Source organism: Bifidobacterium sp. ESL0798 (assembly GCF_029395415.1).
Classification (GTDB): Bacteria; Actinomycetota; Actinomycetes; order Actinomycetales; family Bifidobacteriaceae; genus Bifidobacterium.
Genome location: NZ_CP113914.1, coordinates 20,755 through 36,866, shown reverse-complemented (window position 1 = coordinate 36,866; position 16,112 = coordinate 20,755). Strand labels below are relative to the sequence as shown.

Annotated in this window: 7 protein-coding genes; 3 read left to right on the top strand and 4 right to left on the bottom strand. The window is 58.2% G+C overall.

The window, feature by feature from the left end; translation table 11 throughout:
- Positions 1–6 precede the first annotated feature (6 nt).
- The 3 genes from OZX74_RS00115 to OZX74_RS00105 all read left to right on the top strand — a co-directional run bounded on the left by OZX74_RS00115 (position 7) and on the right by OZX74_RS00105 (position 3,394).
- Positions 7–204, top strand: a complete 198-nt coding sequence (locus OZX74_RS00115; RefSeq protein ID WP_277156597.1) for a hypothetical protein — start codon at positions 7–9, stop codon at positions 202–204.
- The gene (gene feoB / locus OZX74_RS00110) at positions 204–2,948 is read left to right on the top strand and encodes a ferrous iron transport protein B (protein ID WP_348519551.1); all 2,745 of its coding nucleotides are present in this window, start codon (positions 204–206) and stop codon (positions 2,946–2,948) included. Before OZX74_RS00115 ends, feoB begins: the two co-directional genes overlap by 1 nt.
- Positions 2,949–3,160: 212 nt before the next feature.
- On the top strand, positions 3,161–3,394 hold the full coding sequence (locus tag OZX74_RS00105) for a hypothetical protein (protein ID WP_277156596.1): 234 nt from the start codon (positions 3,161–3,163) through the stop codon (positions 3,392–3,394).
- A gap of 96 nt (positions 3,395–3,490) precedes the next feature.
- Here the strand turns inward: OZX74_RS00105 and OZX74_RS00100 are convergent, their stop codons facing one another.
- From OZX74_RS00100 to OZX74_RS00085, 4 genes are all read right to left on the bottom strand, one after another.
- On the bottom strand, positions 3,491–3,736 hold the full coding sequence (locus OZX74_RS00100) for a hypothetical protein (protein ID WP_277156595.1): 246 nt from the start codon (positions 3,734–3,736) through the stop codon (positions 3,491–3,493).
- Positions 3,737–3,918: 182 nt separating this feature from the next.
- Positions 3,919–7,437, bottom strand: a complete 3,519-nt coding sequence (locus tag OZX74_RS00095; RefSeq protein ID WP_277156594.1) for a CshA/CshB family fibrillar adhesin-related protein — start codon at positions 7,435–7,437, stop codon at positions 3,919–3,921.
- 426 nt (positions 7,438–7,863) lie between these two features.
- Entirely contained in the window at positions 7,864–11,367 is a 3,504-nt protein-coding gene (locus OZX74_RS00090) for a CshA/CshB family fibrillar adhesin-related protein (protein ID WP_277156593.1), read from the bottom strand.
- Between the two features lie 551 nt (positions 11,368–11,918).
- Positions 11,919–15,893: a CshA/CshB family fibrillar adhesin-related protein gene (locus tag OZX74_RS00085; RefSeq protein WP_277156592.1), complete on the bottom strand. Its 3,975-nt coding sequence runs from the start codon at positions 15,891–15,893 to the stop codon at positions 11,919–11,921.
- Positions 15,894–16,112: the final 219 nt, after the last annotated feature.

Genomic DNA, 16,112 nt, shown 5'->3' with positions numbered 1-16,112 from the left:
TGCAAAATGGCAATGACCAATATGCTTACATTTTTCACGGCGTTATCAGCCCGACCGGTCGATGCATCAGCGAGAAAATATCAAATTCATCCAGTCGGTTCATTTTCATTAATCTCGAAATTCATTACGTTGCTTGCAACGATTGCTGATCGTAACGCTATAGTGGTGAATGGTTTTATTCGCATGATTCGGCGGGCAGATTGATGAACAAAACGAATATGGGTGCATCACCCGCTCAGACTTCAAAGTTCGGCGACATATCGGCATCCGGAGAAACCACCGATGACCAGCAGGTCAAAGACCCCAACGACCCCGATCTGATGCCCGAACCGGCGGATTCCTGCGGCGCAAGCGGTTCCGTCAGCAGCCCCGAAGGCGGAAATGGCGCAGCTGACGGAAACGACGAGTGCCACGCAGGGCATGGCGGCCACGGCGGGCACCATCATCGTCGCGGACTCGCGGTGCTGCTACCTCAACGCCATGGTCACCAGCATCACAGCGTCGAAACCCACGATATAAGCGGCATGGAATCGACGGACAGCGGCACTGGCAAGCCCCAGCACACCAGCCCACGCATCGTTTTCGTCGGCAATCCGAACGTCGGCAAATCAACGCTGTTCAACGCGGTGCTCGGCGCCAGCGCGACCGTTATGAACGCACCCGGTACCACGGTTTTGGTGGAATCCGGCAGTTTGGAACGCAATGGCGAGCACTGGGATTTCATCGACACCCCCGGCACGGCCTCGCTCGATGCCTACAGTCCGGACGAACAGGTCGCGGGGGAAGCGGCGATGGGCCGTCGCAGCTATGCGAAGCCCGACATCATTGTCTTTACGTTCAACGCGGCTTCACCTTCAAAATCGTATTATCTTTTGAGCCAGCTGATGGACCTGGGATTCCCCATCATCATTGCGGTGACTATGCTCGATCTGGCGGAAAAGCAGGATTCTCCGATCACCCTGCAACGTCTCAAACGCACCCTTCCAGGTATTCCGATGATCCGTGTCGACGGCCGCACCGGCATCGGCAAGGCCGAGTTATTAGACACCCTCTCAGCGACTTTGACCGAAATCAAGGCGCAGGAGGCAGAACGAAGTTCAGAGCGCGCTGATTCATCGGAGAACCCTGTAGCCAACACAAATACAGACAACAATGGGAAATTACCGCAAAGTTCAGTGACAATAGAAGGTTCTCAGCGCAATCCTATTGAGACGAATCCAGACAATAATGCTCAAGCAGACTTGACCGGAACCGCGGATGTGCAAAAAGGCAGCGCGAAGAAACCAGACATTGCCCAGAATACACACCGTGTTGCCAATGAATCCGTCTCGCAAACCCTACCGGAAACAGCCAAAGAAGCAGTGAATGAGGCCGCTCACAAAGCCTCGGAAGCCGTGGAGACCGCTCTAGCCAAGGCGGATAATGCGGCATTTCTTCTGGACGATGGCGGAGCGGATGTTTCCCGCGAGATTCACGTCCAGCTGGCGCCGACGCCCGTCACCAGTATCCCCGCGCCGCCTGCCAGCGCCTCACAGGAGGAAGTCTCGCAGTGGGTGCGGGCAACTTCGGACGAACGTTTCGAATGGATTGCCAAAAAACTGCGCGAAATCAGCAAAGATCTGCCTCAAGGCGCCGCGACCACAGCGAACCGCGAGACGTTTTCGGACAAACTTGACCGCGTGCTGCTTCACCCGGCCATCGGCATTGTGGTCTTTTTGGTGACCATGTTCCTCGTTTTCGAGGCGACCACCACGCTGGCCGGCCCGCTGCAGGACTGGTTCGACGTCACGTTGCGCGGCTGGTGCACCAGCGGCATCGCCTGGATCTTCACCGCCATCGCCGGCAAGGGTGCGCTTGACGGGTGGCTGTATTCACTGGTGGTCGACGGGTTCCTGAACGGCGCGATTACGGTCTGCACGTTCATCCCGCCAATGGGCATCATGTTCATCATTCTCTCGCTCTTGGAGGATTCGGGCTACCTGGCCCGCGCCGCGTTCGTGATGGACCGCGCGATGCGTATGGTCGGCCTCGACGGGAGGGCCTTCCTGCCGCTGGTGGTCGGCTTCGGCTGCAATTTGCCGGCGCTGGCCTCCACACGCACCCTGCCGGATTCGCGCCAACGCTTGCTGACCGGCCTCTTGATTCCCTTCACCTCCTGTTCCGCGCGACTGAGCGTCTACGTGGTGCTCGCCTACGCCTTTTTCGGCAAGTTCGCCGGACTGGCCATTTTCCTGATGTATGTCAGCTCCATCGCCATCATCCTGGTCGTCGGCTTCGCGCTTCGCAAGACGCAGTTCAGGGACCTCAAAACCCAGCCGTTCGCCATGGAACTGCCGCCCTACCAGATGCCGCGTCTGCTGCAATTGCTGAAATCCGTGCTGCAGCGCCTCTGGTCGTTCATCACCGGCGCGAGCTCCGTCATCGTCTCCATGCTCATCGTCGTGTGGGTGCTTTCCGCCATCCCGATTTCCGCTGGCGCTGCGGGAGCGGCCAATCCCAACTCCTTCGGCCATGTCGACGAAGTCGAGAATTCCGTGTTCGGCGCAGCTTCCTCAGCCATCGCTCCCATCTTCAAGCCGGCCGGTTTCAACGATTGGCACGCCACCTCGGCACTGGTCACCGGATTCGTGGCCAAGGAGGTCGTGGTCGGCTCGCTTTCGCAGAGCTACGCCATCAACGATTCCGGCGACCAATCCGAGCAGGCGCAGGGCCAGGGGAGCCTCGGTCAGGCGGTGCATAAGAGTTTCGAAAAGTCCAGCAACGGGCATCCCAACGCTGCGGCCGCGGCCTTTATGATCTTCATCCTCGCCTACACGCCATGCCTGGCCACAGTGGCCGAAATGAAGCGGCAATACGGCATGAAGACCGCGCTGCAATCGGTGGCGACAGGGCTGGTGGTGGCCTATATCCTTGCCGTCATCGTCTTCCAAATCGGGCGATTGCTATGAATACGGCATCCGTCAACGGTGATGGGTTTCACAAAATCTCGAATCCGATAAATCCTGATACTTCAAAGCGAAATAAGCAAAACCAAACCATCGGGAGCAGCGCCGGTCTCAAAAATACTCGAACCACGTCTAAAAACAACGTTTCAAACAGCACTCAACCGACGGTAACCAAAAAGATTATCGATGGGCTCACCCAAGGCCAAACACCCCGCATGATCGCCAACGAACTTAGTCTGCCGCTGGATTTCGTCGATCTCGTCATCGAGCAGGAGCGCACCGCCGGCCGCCTCAACATCTACGACCTGCGTTCCTGCAACTCCACCACCGGCGAAGGCTGCGACCCCGACCCGGAATCCTTGGTCTGCGCCAGTTGCCCGATTCTTCCAAAGGCCATCCGCCAGCGCCAGTCCGTCTTCGGCCGGCTCAAAGCAGCATTACACAAATAACGGCACTTGGCCAAATCAGACACGAAAACCGGGGCAACAAGAGGATGCGCGTCTTGTTGCTCTAGTTTTATGAGCGCTTGCCTTTAGCAGCAGCTATCAGGCGTCATCTTTCGGACGACCGTAACCCTTGATGACGGCGGAGAGCGCCATGTCTAACAGCAGCGTGGCCACAGCGACTGCCACGACCTGCGTCACGCTGGAACCGGTTTCTGAGAGAACACCGCTGCCCTTTCGGACATTCGCCCCCTTAGTGTTTCGGCCATGAGAACCACTGGCATTAGGACCGCCGTTGCCGCCGCCGCGAAGCGTCACCTGAGCACCGGTGGAACCTTCCAGAAACATGGCCGACGACGGGCCGGTGCCGCCAAAGCACCGAAGACCCCTATTTTAGGGCATTGAATGGCAAGACCACCGGTGACAATTGATGCAACCTCAGATCCGCACCGGTGCAAAACGCATTCGGCCGGTTCCGTTTTATCGGAACCGGCCGAATGCATTCATCGCGTTGCCGCTATATCGCTCTTCTACTCCTCCCGACGACGCAGCTGCTTGAAAGCGACAGAGACAAGCGGCACCGCAAGTGTCAATGAGATGAAGGCGACCACTATGACAATGGTCACGTCGGAGCCTGAAGCAGGAAGTTGTTCGAGGGCAGGGTCGCGCGCAGGACCCGACGCGGAATCGGACGCGGACTTGGGCGCAGAATTCGACGTGGGATCGGACGCGGGCTTTGGTGTCGAGGCGGGTTTCTGTTCGGGGGACGGTGTGGGATTCGGATCTGGATCCGGGTTCGGATCCAGCACCGGTTCAGAAGACTTGCCATTCTGGAACTGGGTCTGCTTGAGCAATCCGTTCTCTCCTTCGGCAGGATTCAGCGTCAGAGGGACGGGCTCAGAAAGCTTATGCCCCGCTGGAGCCACGATCTCGGAGATCGTCCATGCTCCCCATTGGCGTCCGGTAACCCTGAATTTGCCCGGCGTAGGGTCCTGGTCGGCCCCGGTGCAGGCAACGGCGGTGCAATCCTCAACTTCAAGGCTTTGGTTTCCAGGGCCGGTCAGCCGCCACTTGGAACCGCGCAGCAGAGTCGTGCCGTCCTTATCGAAGCGCGACCATTTCAACACACCGGGTTTGTCCACATCCCTGATGGTGACGATGACGTCAGCATCCGCAGGCACTTGGAACGTACCGTCGGGATTGATGGTGATCGGCGTGCCATCGGCGAGCTCGACCTTGATGCTCTCCTGCCGGTAACCGTCGTTGAGCAGCTGACGCACGGAATAGGTGCCATCGTCGACATATTCGGGCTGATCGAGCGTCACGTCACGTTCCGCGCTACCTTGCGGGGTCAGCTTGACCCGAGAGCCGTCACCGGCCGCCGTGCCGCCATAACGGTAGTCACGTTCACGCTTCACGGTGAGCCTTGGCCGGTGGGTAGTGACCTTGCGGATGCCGGTCACGCTTTCGCCATCGCTCAATGCCGTCTTTGCCTGGGACAAGGTCAACGGGGTGGAATGGGTGTTATCAGTATCTTTGTAATACACAATGTTACCATCCTGCTCGTAACCGTCCTTGGAGGAACCGGTTACAGTGCTGATGTCACCTGCGGAAACCTGCGGCGCGCCTTCTGTATAGGTCGCAGGACCACCGCTGGTCGGGGTCACCGTGAAGTTGAAGTCGCCGGGCTGCGCGTCGCCGCGTTCCACCTGCGTCTTCAATGTCAACGTCGCATCCGTCTGCGGCGCTACCGTCTGCTCGCAAACCACGTCGTCGCCGTTGGTAAGCACCACAGTTGCATCCGTAACGGTCACCGGTGTCGAACCAATTCTGCAGGCCAACGGGCTCGTGACCCGGTAGCCCGGCTTGCTGCTCATATCGGTCGTAATCTTGTAGGAGCCCTCAGAGAGAGGTACGCCCACATTATCGGGCATCGTAGTCGCGCTTCCGCTTGGCGTCGGCGTCGCCGTCACCGGGAAGTCGGTAAGCGTCGCTGTTCCGCCTGGGGTGATATGCGTAATCACCTTCAATGTCGGGTTCGAACGTACCAGCTTCTTGAACGTGCACTGCACGTTGGAGTCGGCCGGCATGGTGAATTTGCCGTCGGAATCAACAGTCACGGCCGTGCCGCCGTGGGCCAAATCGATGCAGGACAGGCTCGTGGAATATCGGCTCTCCGTGCTGGCAGAGCCTCCCGCGAGCGGAGCGGAAATCGTGTAATCAGAGCCATGGGCAAGGTATTTGGGGCCGACATGGTCGATCTGGATACCTGTCGATGGACCAGCTGTAGTGGCGTTGGCGACCTCAGTGCTGGTAGAGTCCTTGGCAGACATCCTGAACTGATCGGAAGGATCATGCCGTCCGCCCGGCAAATTCACTTGGAGCTTGAGCATCGAGACATGCACGTCGACCGCATAATCCTCGACCTCGCCGCCCGTGGTCACACCGGTCGGGGTGAGCCGCATGATGGAAGTGCTCATGGGCGCTTTTTCATCGGTGATACGCACTCGTTCGAACGATTGCGTCTGTGTCGCCTCGCCCTTCACCGCTGGCACGGCATCCCCGGGCACAGTCCACGTCAACGTGGCCGAAGAGCCGGTGGACGAACCGGCGTCAGCAACGCAGCCCTGTTGGTTGCTGCCTTCGGTGGCATCGTCGAAATGACCGTCATGGTCCCAATCGATCCAGCCCTTGACTTCGGCGTCCGCAGTGGACTTGCAGGTCACTTTCTGCGTGAAGGTGCCGTCAGCGGTGGGATTGATCTGCACATTGGTATTCACGGCATGGGCCACGCCGTCTTCGTCGTTTTCGATGGAACCGGAGACCTCGTCACCACGGATATCATCGCCATCGGCGTTGGTAGAAAAATGAATATCTGCCTCAGTGTCCTCATGCGCCCCCAGACGCGGTGTCGGCTCGTCGGAATTGGCAAGCTTGGTGGAGTCGGTGGCGGAATCGATCTTGGCCTGAGAAAGGTTGAATAAAGCGGCACCTTCCATGCCTTCTGCAGGGTCCCCGAGATCGGGGTCAATCGCGTCGCCGGTATAGGTTCCGGTAGAAACGATGTCCGTTCCAAGCTCACCGCCGTTCCATTGCGGCTGGAACAGCGAACTCCCCACACCATAGCTTTCCGGCGCATCGCCGAAATCGGTGAGCGCGATACTGCCCAGCGCCACAGCGGTATTGCCACCACCCTTAAGCGTGACACGCGCACTCTGCGAACCTTGCAAAAACATCACCGAGGCCGGGCCAACACCACCTGAATTGGAGCACTGAGGCGCGTCAGACCGGAAACGCATGGTATTGTTCTTCAGTTCGGCCACCGAATTCGTGGAACAGCCTGCAGAACGGTAACCGTCAAGCAGGCGCCAGATGGGGGCCGCGCTGGAAATCTGGGTGTTCGGCTTCGCTTTGATATATTCCTGCTGATGCCTTGCAGGACCATCGTCATACCAGTTATTGGATTCGGCGTCAGCAAACACCAAGCCCTGCATGGGTACGTTGGTATACGAGGCAACGCTTGTGCTAGGAGTAAGCGAGGGAGAGCTTGCTGAATCGATCAGATACGTGGCACAGTCGAAATCAAACGTCACCTTTTCCGCATCATCCTTGTTTGCCAGACCAGTAATCATAGTGTTGCTGTGGCCGGTTCCACCTTGGTTATACATATCAGACAGTCCATCACCGCCCCAATCGCCCGATTTATAGGCCTTGAGCGGTTTTGCTCCCGAAAGCGCATTGCTTACGCCGCCGGGAGAAGTCACTGCACAACGTGTGGAGATCCAATGGCCGTCGCCAATCTTCGACGGAGTCGTCCACACAATTGTGTCACCGGTAATCTCATCCCCGTCGGTATTTCCCCATTGCACCCAATCAATGGCGTTGAGCATACGCCCGTTGCCGCCAGTCGCGATGATCTGCGGGCCGACGGAAGGATGGCCGCTCGGCGGGTTTGCAACCGCCGTACCCGACACAACAATGCCGGCCAGACCCACGGCAAGCGCTCCGACCATACCGGCCAGCCTTGCAAGACTCCTGCGCCCATCCATCTTCGGCTCCTCTCTTTGAACCGCGTAGAAAATACACCCGTCTCTGGATTCCTACTTGAATTACAAAGCTACTATCAATAATGTCACATTTTAAGAATATTTTTCTAATTAAGCAGTCGACGAATATGAAAATTCAATTGATGTGAATATAAAGAAATTAGATTAATCGTTTAATAATGGCCTGCAACTCAATGAATGCTTTATTCCTGAGCTCAAGCCGGAAAACGAAATACGCATTCCTGCTTATTCAAAAGTAAGAATTTGACAAACCAGACATTTCGTCTATAATTTCATATTAATTTTTGATAAATCCGAGACATCGTTCGTTATATACGATTCGGCCGGTTCCCATTCCGATTGTTCGGAAGGAAACCGGCCGAATGCGTTCAACCGCCTGTCACCGCGAGCGCGGTGTCATAGGCCGCCTCACTCCTCGCGGCGACTCAGCACCTTGGTCGCACCGGTTGCGAGCACAAGCCCAAGCGCCAATGTCGCGAAGGCAACCATCACCACGACGGCGATATCGGAGCCCGTGGCGGAAAGCCGCGGCCCTGGCTTCTTGACATTCTGCCCAGGTTCCTTTGCACTCTGCCCAAGCTCGGCGTTGAAATCAGGATCGAGCTTGACACCCGGCGTGACATTAGCGCACTTGCCGTCCTTGAATGCCCCCATCTTGAGCAGACCATACTGGCCTTCGGCCGGGTTCAAGGTCAACGCCAGCGGCTTGGAGAGCCTGTGACCGAGCGGTGCGATCGTTTCCGTAATCGTCCAATCGCCCCACTTGAGGCCGGTAACGCTGAACTTGCCAGGTGTCGGATCCTTGTCAAGGCCGGTGCAGACCTCGGCGGTGCAATCCTCGATGTCGAGCGACTGCCCGTCTGGGCCATTGAGCCTCCACTTCGAGCCGGAAAGCAACGTCTTGCCATCCTGATCGAAACGGGACCATTCCAGCGTGCCGGGCTCGTCCACGTTCTTGAGCGCAATCACCACATCGGCGTCATCGGGCACATTGAACGTACCGTCGGGGTTGATCGCGACCGACGTGCCGTCGGCGAGCGTCACCTTGATGTCGCTCTGCTTATAGCCTGCTTTCAGCAGCTGGAAGACCGAATAAGTGCCAGCGGCAACATACTCGGGTTGGTCGAGGGTCACATCCTGGCCGCTGCCGCCCTGCTGGTTCAGCGTGATCTTGGAGCCGTCGCCCGAGGCAGTGCCGCCGAACCGGTAATCGCGGTCGAGCTTGACGGTCAACTTCGGCTGGTGAGTGGTGACCTTGCGGATGCCGGTCACGCTCTCGCCGTTGTTGAGCGCGGTCTGCGCCTCGGCCAACGTCAGCGGGGTGGTATGGTTGACGTCGCTATCCTTGTAATACACAATCGCAGCGGATTCCACATAGTTGGCCTTCTCCGAGCCGACCACGCTGGCTATGCCACCGGCCGGCGGGGCTTGTGGCACGCCCTCTGCATACGTCACTGGGTCGCCCGTGGTCGGGTTGACGGTGAAGTTGAAGTCACCGGGCGTCGCGCTGCCGCGTTCCACTTCCGTCTTGAGGGTCAAGGTCGGGGTCTTGGGCGCCACGGTCTGCTCGCAGACGACGCTGTCGCCATTGGCCATGGCCACCGTCGCATCAGTGAGGCTGATCGGCGAGCCGCCCAAGGTGCAGGCCAGCGGGCTGGTCACTTCGTATCCGGGCTTGCTGCTCATGTCGGTGCTGATCTTGTAGGAACCTTCCGGAAGCGGCAAACCAGTGCCGTCCGGTAGACCAACCGCAGACCCGCCAGCCGTCGGGGTCGCCGTCACCGGGAAATCGGCCGTAGTTGCCGTGCCGCCACCGGCGATATGCGTGGTCACCGTCAGGGTCGGGTTGGAACGGATCAGCTTCTTATAGGTGCACTGGATATTGGAATCGTAGCTTGTCGGCGTGGTGATCTTGCCATCCGTCACCGTCACTGGCGTGGCCGGGTTGGTGGCCAGATCCTCGCAGGTAAGCTCTGTGGAATACCGGCTCTCGCCACTGGCCGAACCGGCATCGAGCGGAGCCGCAAGCGTATACTGCGAACCCGACTTGACGCTTGTAGGGGCAATCTGGTCGGTTTGCACACCAGGCAAGCCGCCTGTGGTCGTGGCGCTGCCGACGATGCCGTCCGTGGAATCCTTGACGGTCATTGCGAACTGGTCGCTGCCGGCATATCGTCCGTCAGGCAGATTCATCAGCACACTGAGCGTGGGGATATAGACGTCGACCGCGTAATCCTCAACCTCACCGTTGGTGGTGGTGATGCCGGAAGCGGCAAGCGTACCAACCGAAGCGGTGCCGAGAGGCCCAGTATCGCCAGTGATACGCACGCGCTCGAACGTCTGGCCACTCGCCGTCTCACCCTTCACAGAGCGCTTGGCATCGCTCGGAATCGTCCAAGTCAATGTGGCGGTGCCTTGAGAATAATTACCGCCAGACGGAACCGAACCCACGCATTGCACCTGATCACTGGCCTCGGTAGTCTCGTCAAAGACACCGTTGTGGTTCCAATCGATCCACCCTTTCACTCGCGCAGCAGCGGTATCCGTTGCGCAGCTTACCGCCTGAGTGAACGTGTTGCCAGTGGGCAGAATCTTGACGTTCTTATCGGTCGGGGTGTTGTTGTGCGGCGCGTCCTTCAACCCGTCCTCATCGCTCACTGCCTTGGTCGGGTCGGTCGGGTCGGCCTTGCCATTCAGGTCGTCCCAATCGGCGTTGGTGGAGAAGTGACGTCGGGATTCCGGATCCTCCCATACGCCAAGTCTGGGCACGGAAGCGGCCATATCGGCCACTTTGTTGGTGTCGCGAGCCTGGGAAAGGTTGTACGTGACCCATCCAGGGGCCAAAGGATAATCGGGGTCTTCGGTGTCACTCGGGGTGGGGACGGAGGATGAAATATCATCAGCGCCAGTGCCGCCGAGTTCGCCGCCCTCCCATTGCGGCTGCATGAGCGAGCTGCCGACCTTATAGTCGGCCGCGCCAGGCGAGGGGGTCACACCGGGATTGACACCGGGTGCATCACCGAAATCGGTAGCCGCCACGACACCGAGCGCGATGGCCGTCTTGCCGCCACCTTTAATCTCCACATCGGCTTGCTCGGAATTCTCGAGGAACATAACCGACGATGGTCCTTGCTGACCGTGATTGCCGCACTGCGAGCCATCCGAACGGAAACGCACAGTATCTCCATTACGATCCGCCACAGAATTGGTGGAGCATGAGGGCGTACGATAACTATCAATCAAACGCCACTTCGGAGTTTTGCCAGGTTCTGGCACAGGAGTGGCCTTGATGTACTCATGCTGCCCGCCGGTTTCCCAATTATTGGACTCCGCATCGGCAAAGACCATGCCTTGCAGCGGCACTTCCTGATATGAGGTAGTCGGCACTGTCTCGGTGGTGTAAACCGGCCTTGTAGGAGATTGAATGAGATAGGCCGTGCAGGAATACTTGAAGGTGATTTTCGCACCCTGGGTCTTATTGGCCAAGCCAATGGTCATAGTGTTCTCATCGGCAGGATTCGAGGACTTGTTGTTATATAGCTGCACCAAACCGTCGCCGAACCAATCACCTGGCAAGTACGACTGCATCTGATTGGTGCCACTCAGCGGATCACTGCCATCCGGAGTGATTTCGCAGCGGGTGTTGAGCCAATACCCGTCACCCGCATTGGTGGCATCCATCCATTTCGCCGTCGCGCCGTTGATATCGACACCATCAACATCGTTCCACTGCACCCAATTAATGGCCGCGCTCAAACGACCATCACCGCTGGTGGCCGAAATCTGAGGGCCGACCATGCTGCCGCTGGGCGGATCCGCGTTCGCGGTCCCGGTCACCAACATGCCTGTTAGCGCCATGGCAGATGCGCCGACGACACCGGCCAACTTTGCCAATCCTTTGTGTCTGAACATCTTCGTCTCCTTTCAAAAAGACCAGTAACGGTAGATGAGTAACCGCTGTACCAAAAACTCGCCTTTGAATTACAAAAGTACTAATTCAATAATGTCATAAATCAATAGCCGGCATCAGATTATGCAAATGAAGAAACTTTTATTGCGTAATTCGGATATCGCAGAATTCAACATCAAGCGATATAACATTGACGAAACGATGAGATCAAGCGAATTTGCGTAAAAGTATTAAAACGAAATACAAATACCTCATGTTGGCCATCATAGCAATCTGCGGGTGGACAGGGGAAAATATTGAAGCTATAATATTATGCCCTTATTTGCGAGGTCGGTCTTATTTGTCGCGTATTGACGAAATTCATCCCTGAATTTTCTTGACGCTCCCCAAAAATTAGGTGGGGCAACGAAAAACGACTTCCGTTGCCCCACCAGAATCGCGGGCCGGCCTTGCAATCAAACCGGCTTGCGAAATCCTTTAGCGCTCAGCGTTTCAGCGCCGTAACGCCGCAGCGAAACAGCCCCACGGCATCACAGCGCTTCAGCACCTCACCTCACTCATGACGTGCGTGACGTCCCTTTCGCGACACCTTGGCCGCCACGATACCGAATGCCAGCATCAATGCGGCCAGCGCGAACACGGCCATCATGGCGACCGCCGAGCCGGTTGACGAAAGCTTCGGCGTGGCAGCAGGCTGGGACCGTGGCTGGACCTGAACCGGCGGCTGCTGGGCGCCGGGAGTGACGACCGGCTTCTTGCCGTCCTGGAACTCGGTGTGCTGGAAAAGCCCGTCGGTCGGGTTCAGCGGCAGATGCGCCGGCTTGGTGAGCTCATGGCCGGCCGGGGCAGTGACCTCGGTGATCGTCCATTCGCCCCATGGGAGGTTCGGAACCTTGAATTTGCCGGGCGTCGGATCCTGATCGGCGCCGGTGCAAGGACCGGACGTGCAATCGGTGACGTCGATGCTCGCGCCGTTCGGTCCGTCCAGATGCCAGGTCGAACCGGGCAGGAGCGTCTTGCCGTCCTCGTCGAAGCGGGACCATTCCACCGTTCCCGGATCGTCCTCGTTCTTGATGGTGGCGATGACGTTCTTGTCTTGAGGCACAACGAATGTGCCGTCGCCGTTGACCGTGACCGGCGTGCCGCTATCGAGCTTGACCTCGATGGAGACCTGCTTGTAGCCCGCGCTCAGCAGCTGCTTGATGGAATACGTGCCGGAGGCGACGTGCTTGGCCGTGTCGAGCGTGACATCCTGTGCAGAACCGCTTTGCGGAACCAGGCTGATATGTGAGCCATCGCCCGTGGCGGTGCCACCATAACGGTAGTTGCGCACGAGCTTGACCGTCAGGACGGGCTGGTGGCTTTTCACGGTTCTCACGCCGGAAACACTCTCGCCATTCGCGATCGCGGCCTGCGCCTGGGCCAAGGTCAGCGTAACGCTGGGGTCGCTGTCCTTGTGGTAGACGATGTCACCGACCTGCTCGTAATCGGGCTTGTCGCTGCCGACGACGGTGAAGTTGCCGGTCGGGGCGTTCTGAGAAACGCCTTCCTTGAAGGTTTCCCCGGTGCCACCGGCAGGGGTGACCGTGAAGTCGAAATCGTTGGGAGTGGCGGTGCCGTCGCCCTGAACCACCGTCGAAAGGGTCAGGTGGGCCACGCCCGGTGTGACTTCCTGGGTGCAGACGACGTTCTGTCCGTAATTGAGCGGAACCTTGCCACTCGCCAAAGGCACCTGCACGGAGTTGTTGAGCACACAGCTCAGAGGGCTGCTGATGGTGTAACCGGGCCGTCCGCTCATATCCGTAGCGACCTCGTATTGATTGCCGGGGAAGTTATGGGAAACGCTGTCGGGCATCGAAACCGCGGAACCGCCGTTCGGGGTGACGGTCACGGGGAAGTCCGAAGGAACCGCGCTGCCGCCGCGTACCACGGTCTTAATCGTGAGGCTCGCCGGTTTGCTGGCCACCTTGCGCACGCCCGTCACCGACTGGCCGTTGGCGATGGCGATCTGAGCGGCGCTCGGGGTCAGCGGCAAATGGGTGATGTCATCGGTATACGTAATATCGCCCACTTGAGCATAGCCGGGAAGTGTGGAACCAACGACCGTGTACTTGGCCGCGGAGACCTCTTTCTGATCGCCCTCGTTATAGACGACCGTATCGGTTTCGTTGCCGCCGACGGGCGTCACGCCGAATTGGAAATCGTTGGGGGTGGCGGTGCCGCCGTTGGAATTGTCGACCTGCGTGACCAGCTTCAGCTTGCCGGGCATATCACGCACGATGCGCTTGCCGGTGACATGCTGGCCGGGGGCGAGGGTGATCTTTCCGGTCACCGGATCAGGGGTTATCGTATTTCCGTTGGAATCATCGGTATAGACCACATTGCCGACCTGCTCATAGCCCGCGGGAAGCGCGGAAGGCGTGACCAGATAATTGTCATCAACCAGCGAATGGGAATCGCTGCCGGTGCCGCCGGTGCTGTGGAAATCGTTGATCGTGCCGGGCGAGCGATCACCCACAACGCCGAAACTGAAATCGTCAGGGGTTTTCGTACCGCCGTGGCTGTTGCGCACCACCGTGGCCATCGTCAGCGACGGATCGCCGTTGCGCGTCAGAATATAGGTACATTGTACATTCGTGTCGAAATTGCTTGGCATAGTCAGGTTTCCGCTGGAATCTATCGGAACGTCGGCGCTGCCATTGTTCAGATCAACACATTTGACCGTCTTATTGTAATACGAAGGACCACTGCCGCTGCCATAAGTGACCGGCGCGGTGACGGTATAGTCATAGCTCGGCCGCACGCTGCGGGGCGCGATAATCGCCGGCTGCAAACCGCTGACATTGCCCGTCGTGGTCGCATTGCTGATCTCCGGACCGCCGCTGCCGCTGTTGCCGACATTGATGGCCATACGCACCTGGTCGTCCGGGCTCTTGCGGTCGCCGGCGATCTTGGTACGAACGCTCAGGGTGGGGACGTGCACATCGGCCTTGTAGTCCTCCACCTCGCCGGAGCTGCTGGTCATGCCGGTCGGCTGCATGTTCATGATACTGCTGCTTCCGGGAGCCTTTTGATTCGTAATACGCAAACGCATATAGGAAGGCTTGCCTTCCGCCGAAATCTGGCGCTTAGCGTCGCCGGGCAAATACCAATGCAACGTCGCCGAATAGCCAGTGGACGAACTGGAATCGGCAGAACAGGCCACCTGGCTGCTGGCCTCGGCCTTTCTTTCACCAGCCGCAGTCGCCTGTGCCGTTTCGAAAATTCCGTCGTGGTTCCAATCGATCCAGCCACGCACATCGCCGGAACCGTAGCAACGAACTTTCTGGGTGAATGTACCGTCCGCATCAGGCAATACTTTGATGGCGTGGGTGGAGGTCGGGATATCGACGCCATCCTCATCGTTGACCACGTCACCGGGGGCGACCGCAAAGGCGGAGTCAGCGTTGAAGTCATCCCAATCGGCATCGGCATCGAAATGCGGCCCGGCTTCGCCGTCCTCGTGAGCTCCAAGTCGGGGGCTCGGTGCCTCGGCCTGCGCAATCAGATTCGCGTTGCTTCCCATCCCGTCCCTGGCTGCGGAAAGGTTGAAAAGCTTGCCGCCAACCATGCTGGTGTCGGGATCGTGAGGATCCTGGGTGGTGTAATCGGTGCCGGGGATGTCGCCGTTGCCAAGCTCACCGCCCTGCCAAGAAGGCTGGAACATGGAACCAGCCACACCGAAACTTTCGGGAGCGTCGCCGAAATCGGAGGAGATGATGCTGCCCAAGGCCACGGCCGTCTTGCCGCCGCCCCTGAGCGTCACTGTCGCGTCGGTGGAACCCTGCAGGAACATCGTCGAGGACGGGCCTGTGCCGCCGGAATTGGAGCACTGGCCGCCGTCGGAGCGGAAGCGCATCGTGCTGCCCTTGAGTTCGGCCACAGAATTGGTGTCGCAGCCGGGAGTGCGGTAACTGTCGAGCAGGCGCCAAGCCGGGTTGGTACCGTTCTTCGGAGTGGCCTTGATGTATTCGCTTTGGTAATACGTCCAGTTATTGGACTCGGCATCGGCGAAAACCAGGCCCTGCAGCGGGATACTGAAGAAATCGCTGCCGCTGGTGTTGGTCGTATCGGTGAGGTTGCCGTTCGGGTCGGTGGAGGAGTCGATCAGATACGCGGAACAGCTGAAATCGAACGTCACCTTTTCGGCGTCGTTGGTGGTGGCCAGGCCGATTTTCATATTGTTGCCGTAACCGGGGGCACCGTCGAAGTACATCTGACCCAAGCCGTCGCCACTGTAGCTGCCCGGCTTGTAGACCGTCACCGTATTGGAAGACGAAAGCGCATCGCTTGCACCGGCGGTCGGCGCCAGGGAGCATCTGGTCGCCATCCACTTGCTCGGGCCTGCCTGAACGGGCTTGGTCCACGTCACCTTCGAGCCGGAAATGGAGTCGTGTTCCGCACCCCATTCGACCCAGTTGATGGCCGTGCCCATACGACCGTTACCACCGGTGGCAGGAATCGCGTTGGCAGTGTTGGTGAATGCCACAAATCCCGTCAGAAGCATGGCTATCGTACCGACAATAGCAGTGATTTTAATGAATAATTTATTGCTTATCTTGTGTGAAGTTAGTTGATTAGACACTTCTTCGTCTCCTGACGCTTTTACGAATTTCGTGAGAAGCAAGCTGTTTGAAGTATTTTCAGCTGTTTTTAACTTTGTCACAAGAACTCGTTCAGCATTACAATAAATAAATATTATACTCCT

Coding starts and splice junctions, on each gene's coding strand:
- OZX74_RS00115 (WP_277156597.1), top strand. CDS start 7: ATGGCAATGACCAATATGCTTACATTTTTCACGGCGTTATCAGCCCGA.
- feoB (WP_348519551.1), top strand. CDS start 204: ATGAACAAAACGAATATGGGTGCATCACCCGCTCAGACTTCAAAGTTC.
- OZX74_RS00105 (WP_277156596.1), top strand. CDS start 3,161: ATGATCGCCAACGAACTTAGTCTGCCGCTGGATTTCGTCGATCTCGTC.
- OZX74_RS00100 (WP_277156595.1), bottom strand. CDS start 3,736: ATGTTTCTGGAAGGTTCCACCGGTGCTCAGGTGACGCTTCGCGGCGGC.
- OZX74_RS00095 (WP_277156594.1), bottom strand. CDS start 7,437: ATGGATGGGCGCAGGAGTCTTGCAAGGCTGGCCGGTATGGTCGGAGCG.
- OZX74_RS00090 (WP_277156593.1), bottom strand. CDS start 11,367: ATGTTCAGACACAAAGGATTGGCAAAGTTGGCCGGTGTCGTCGGCGCA.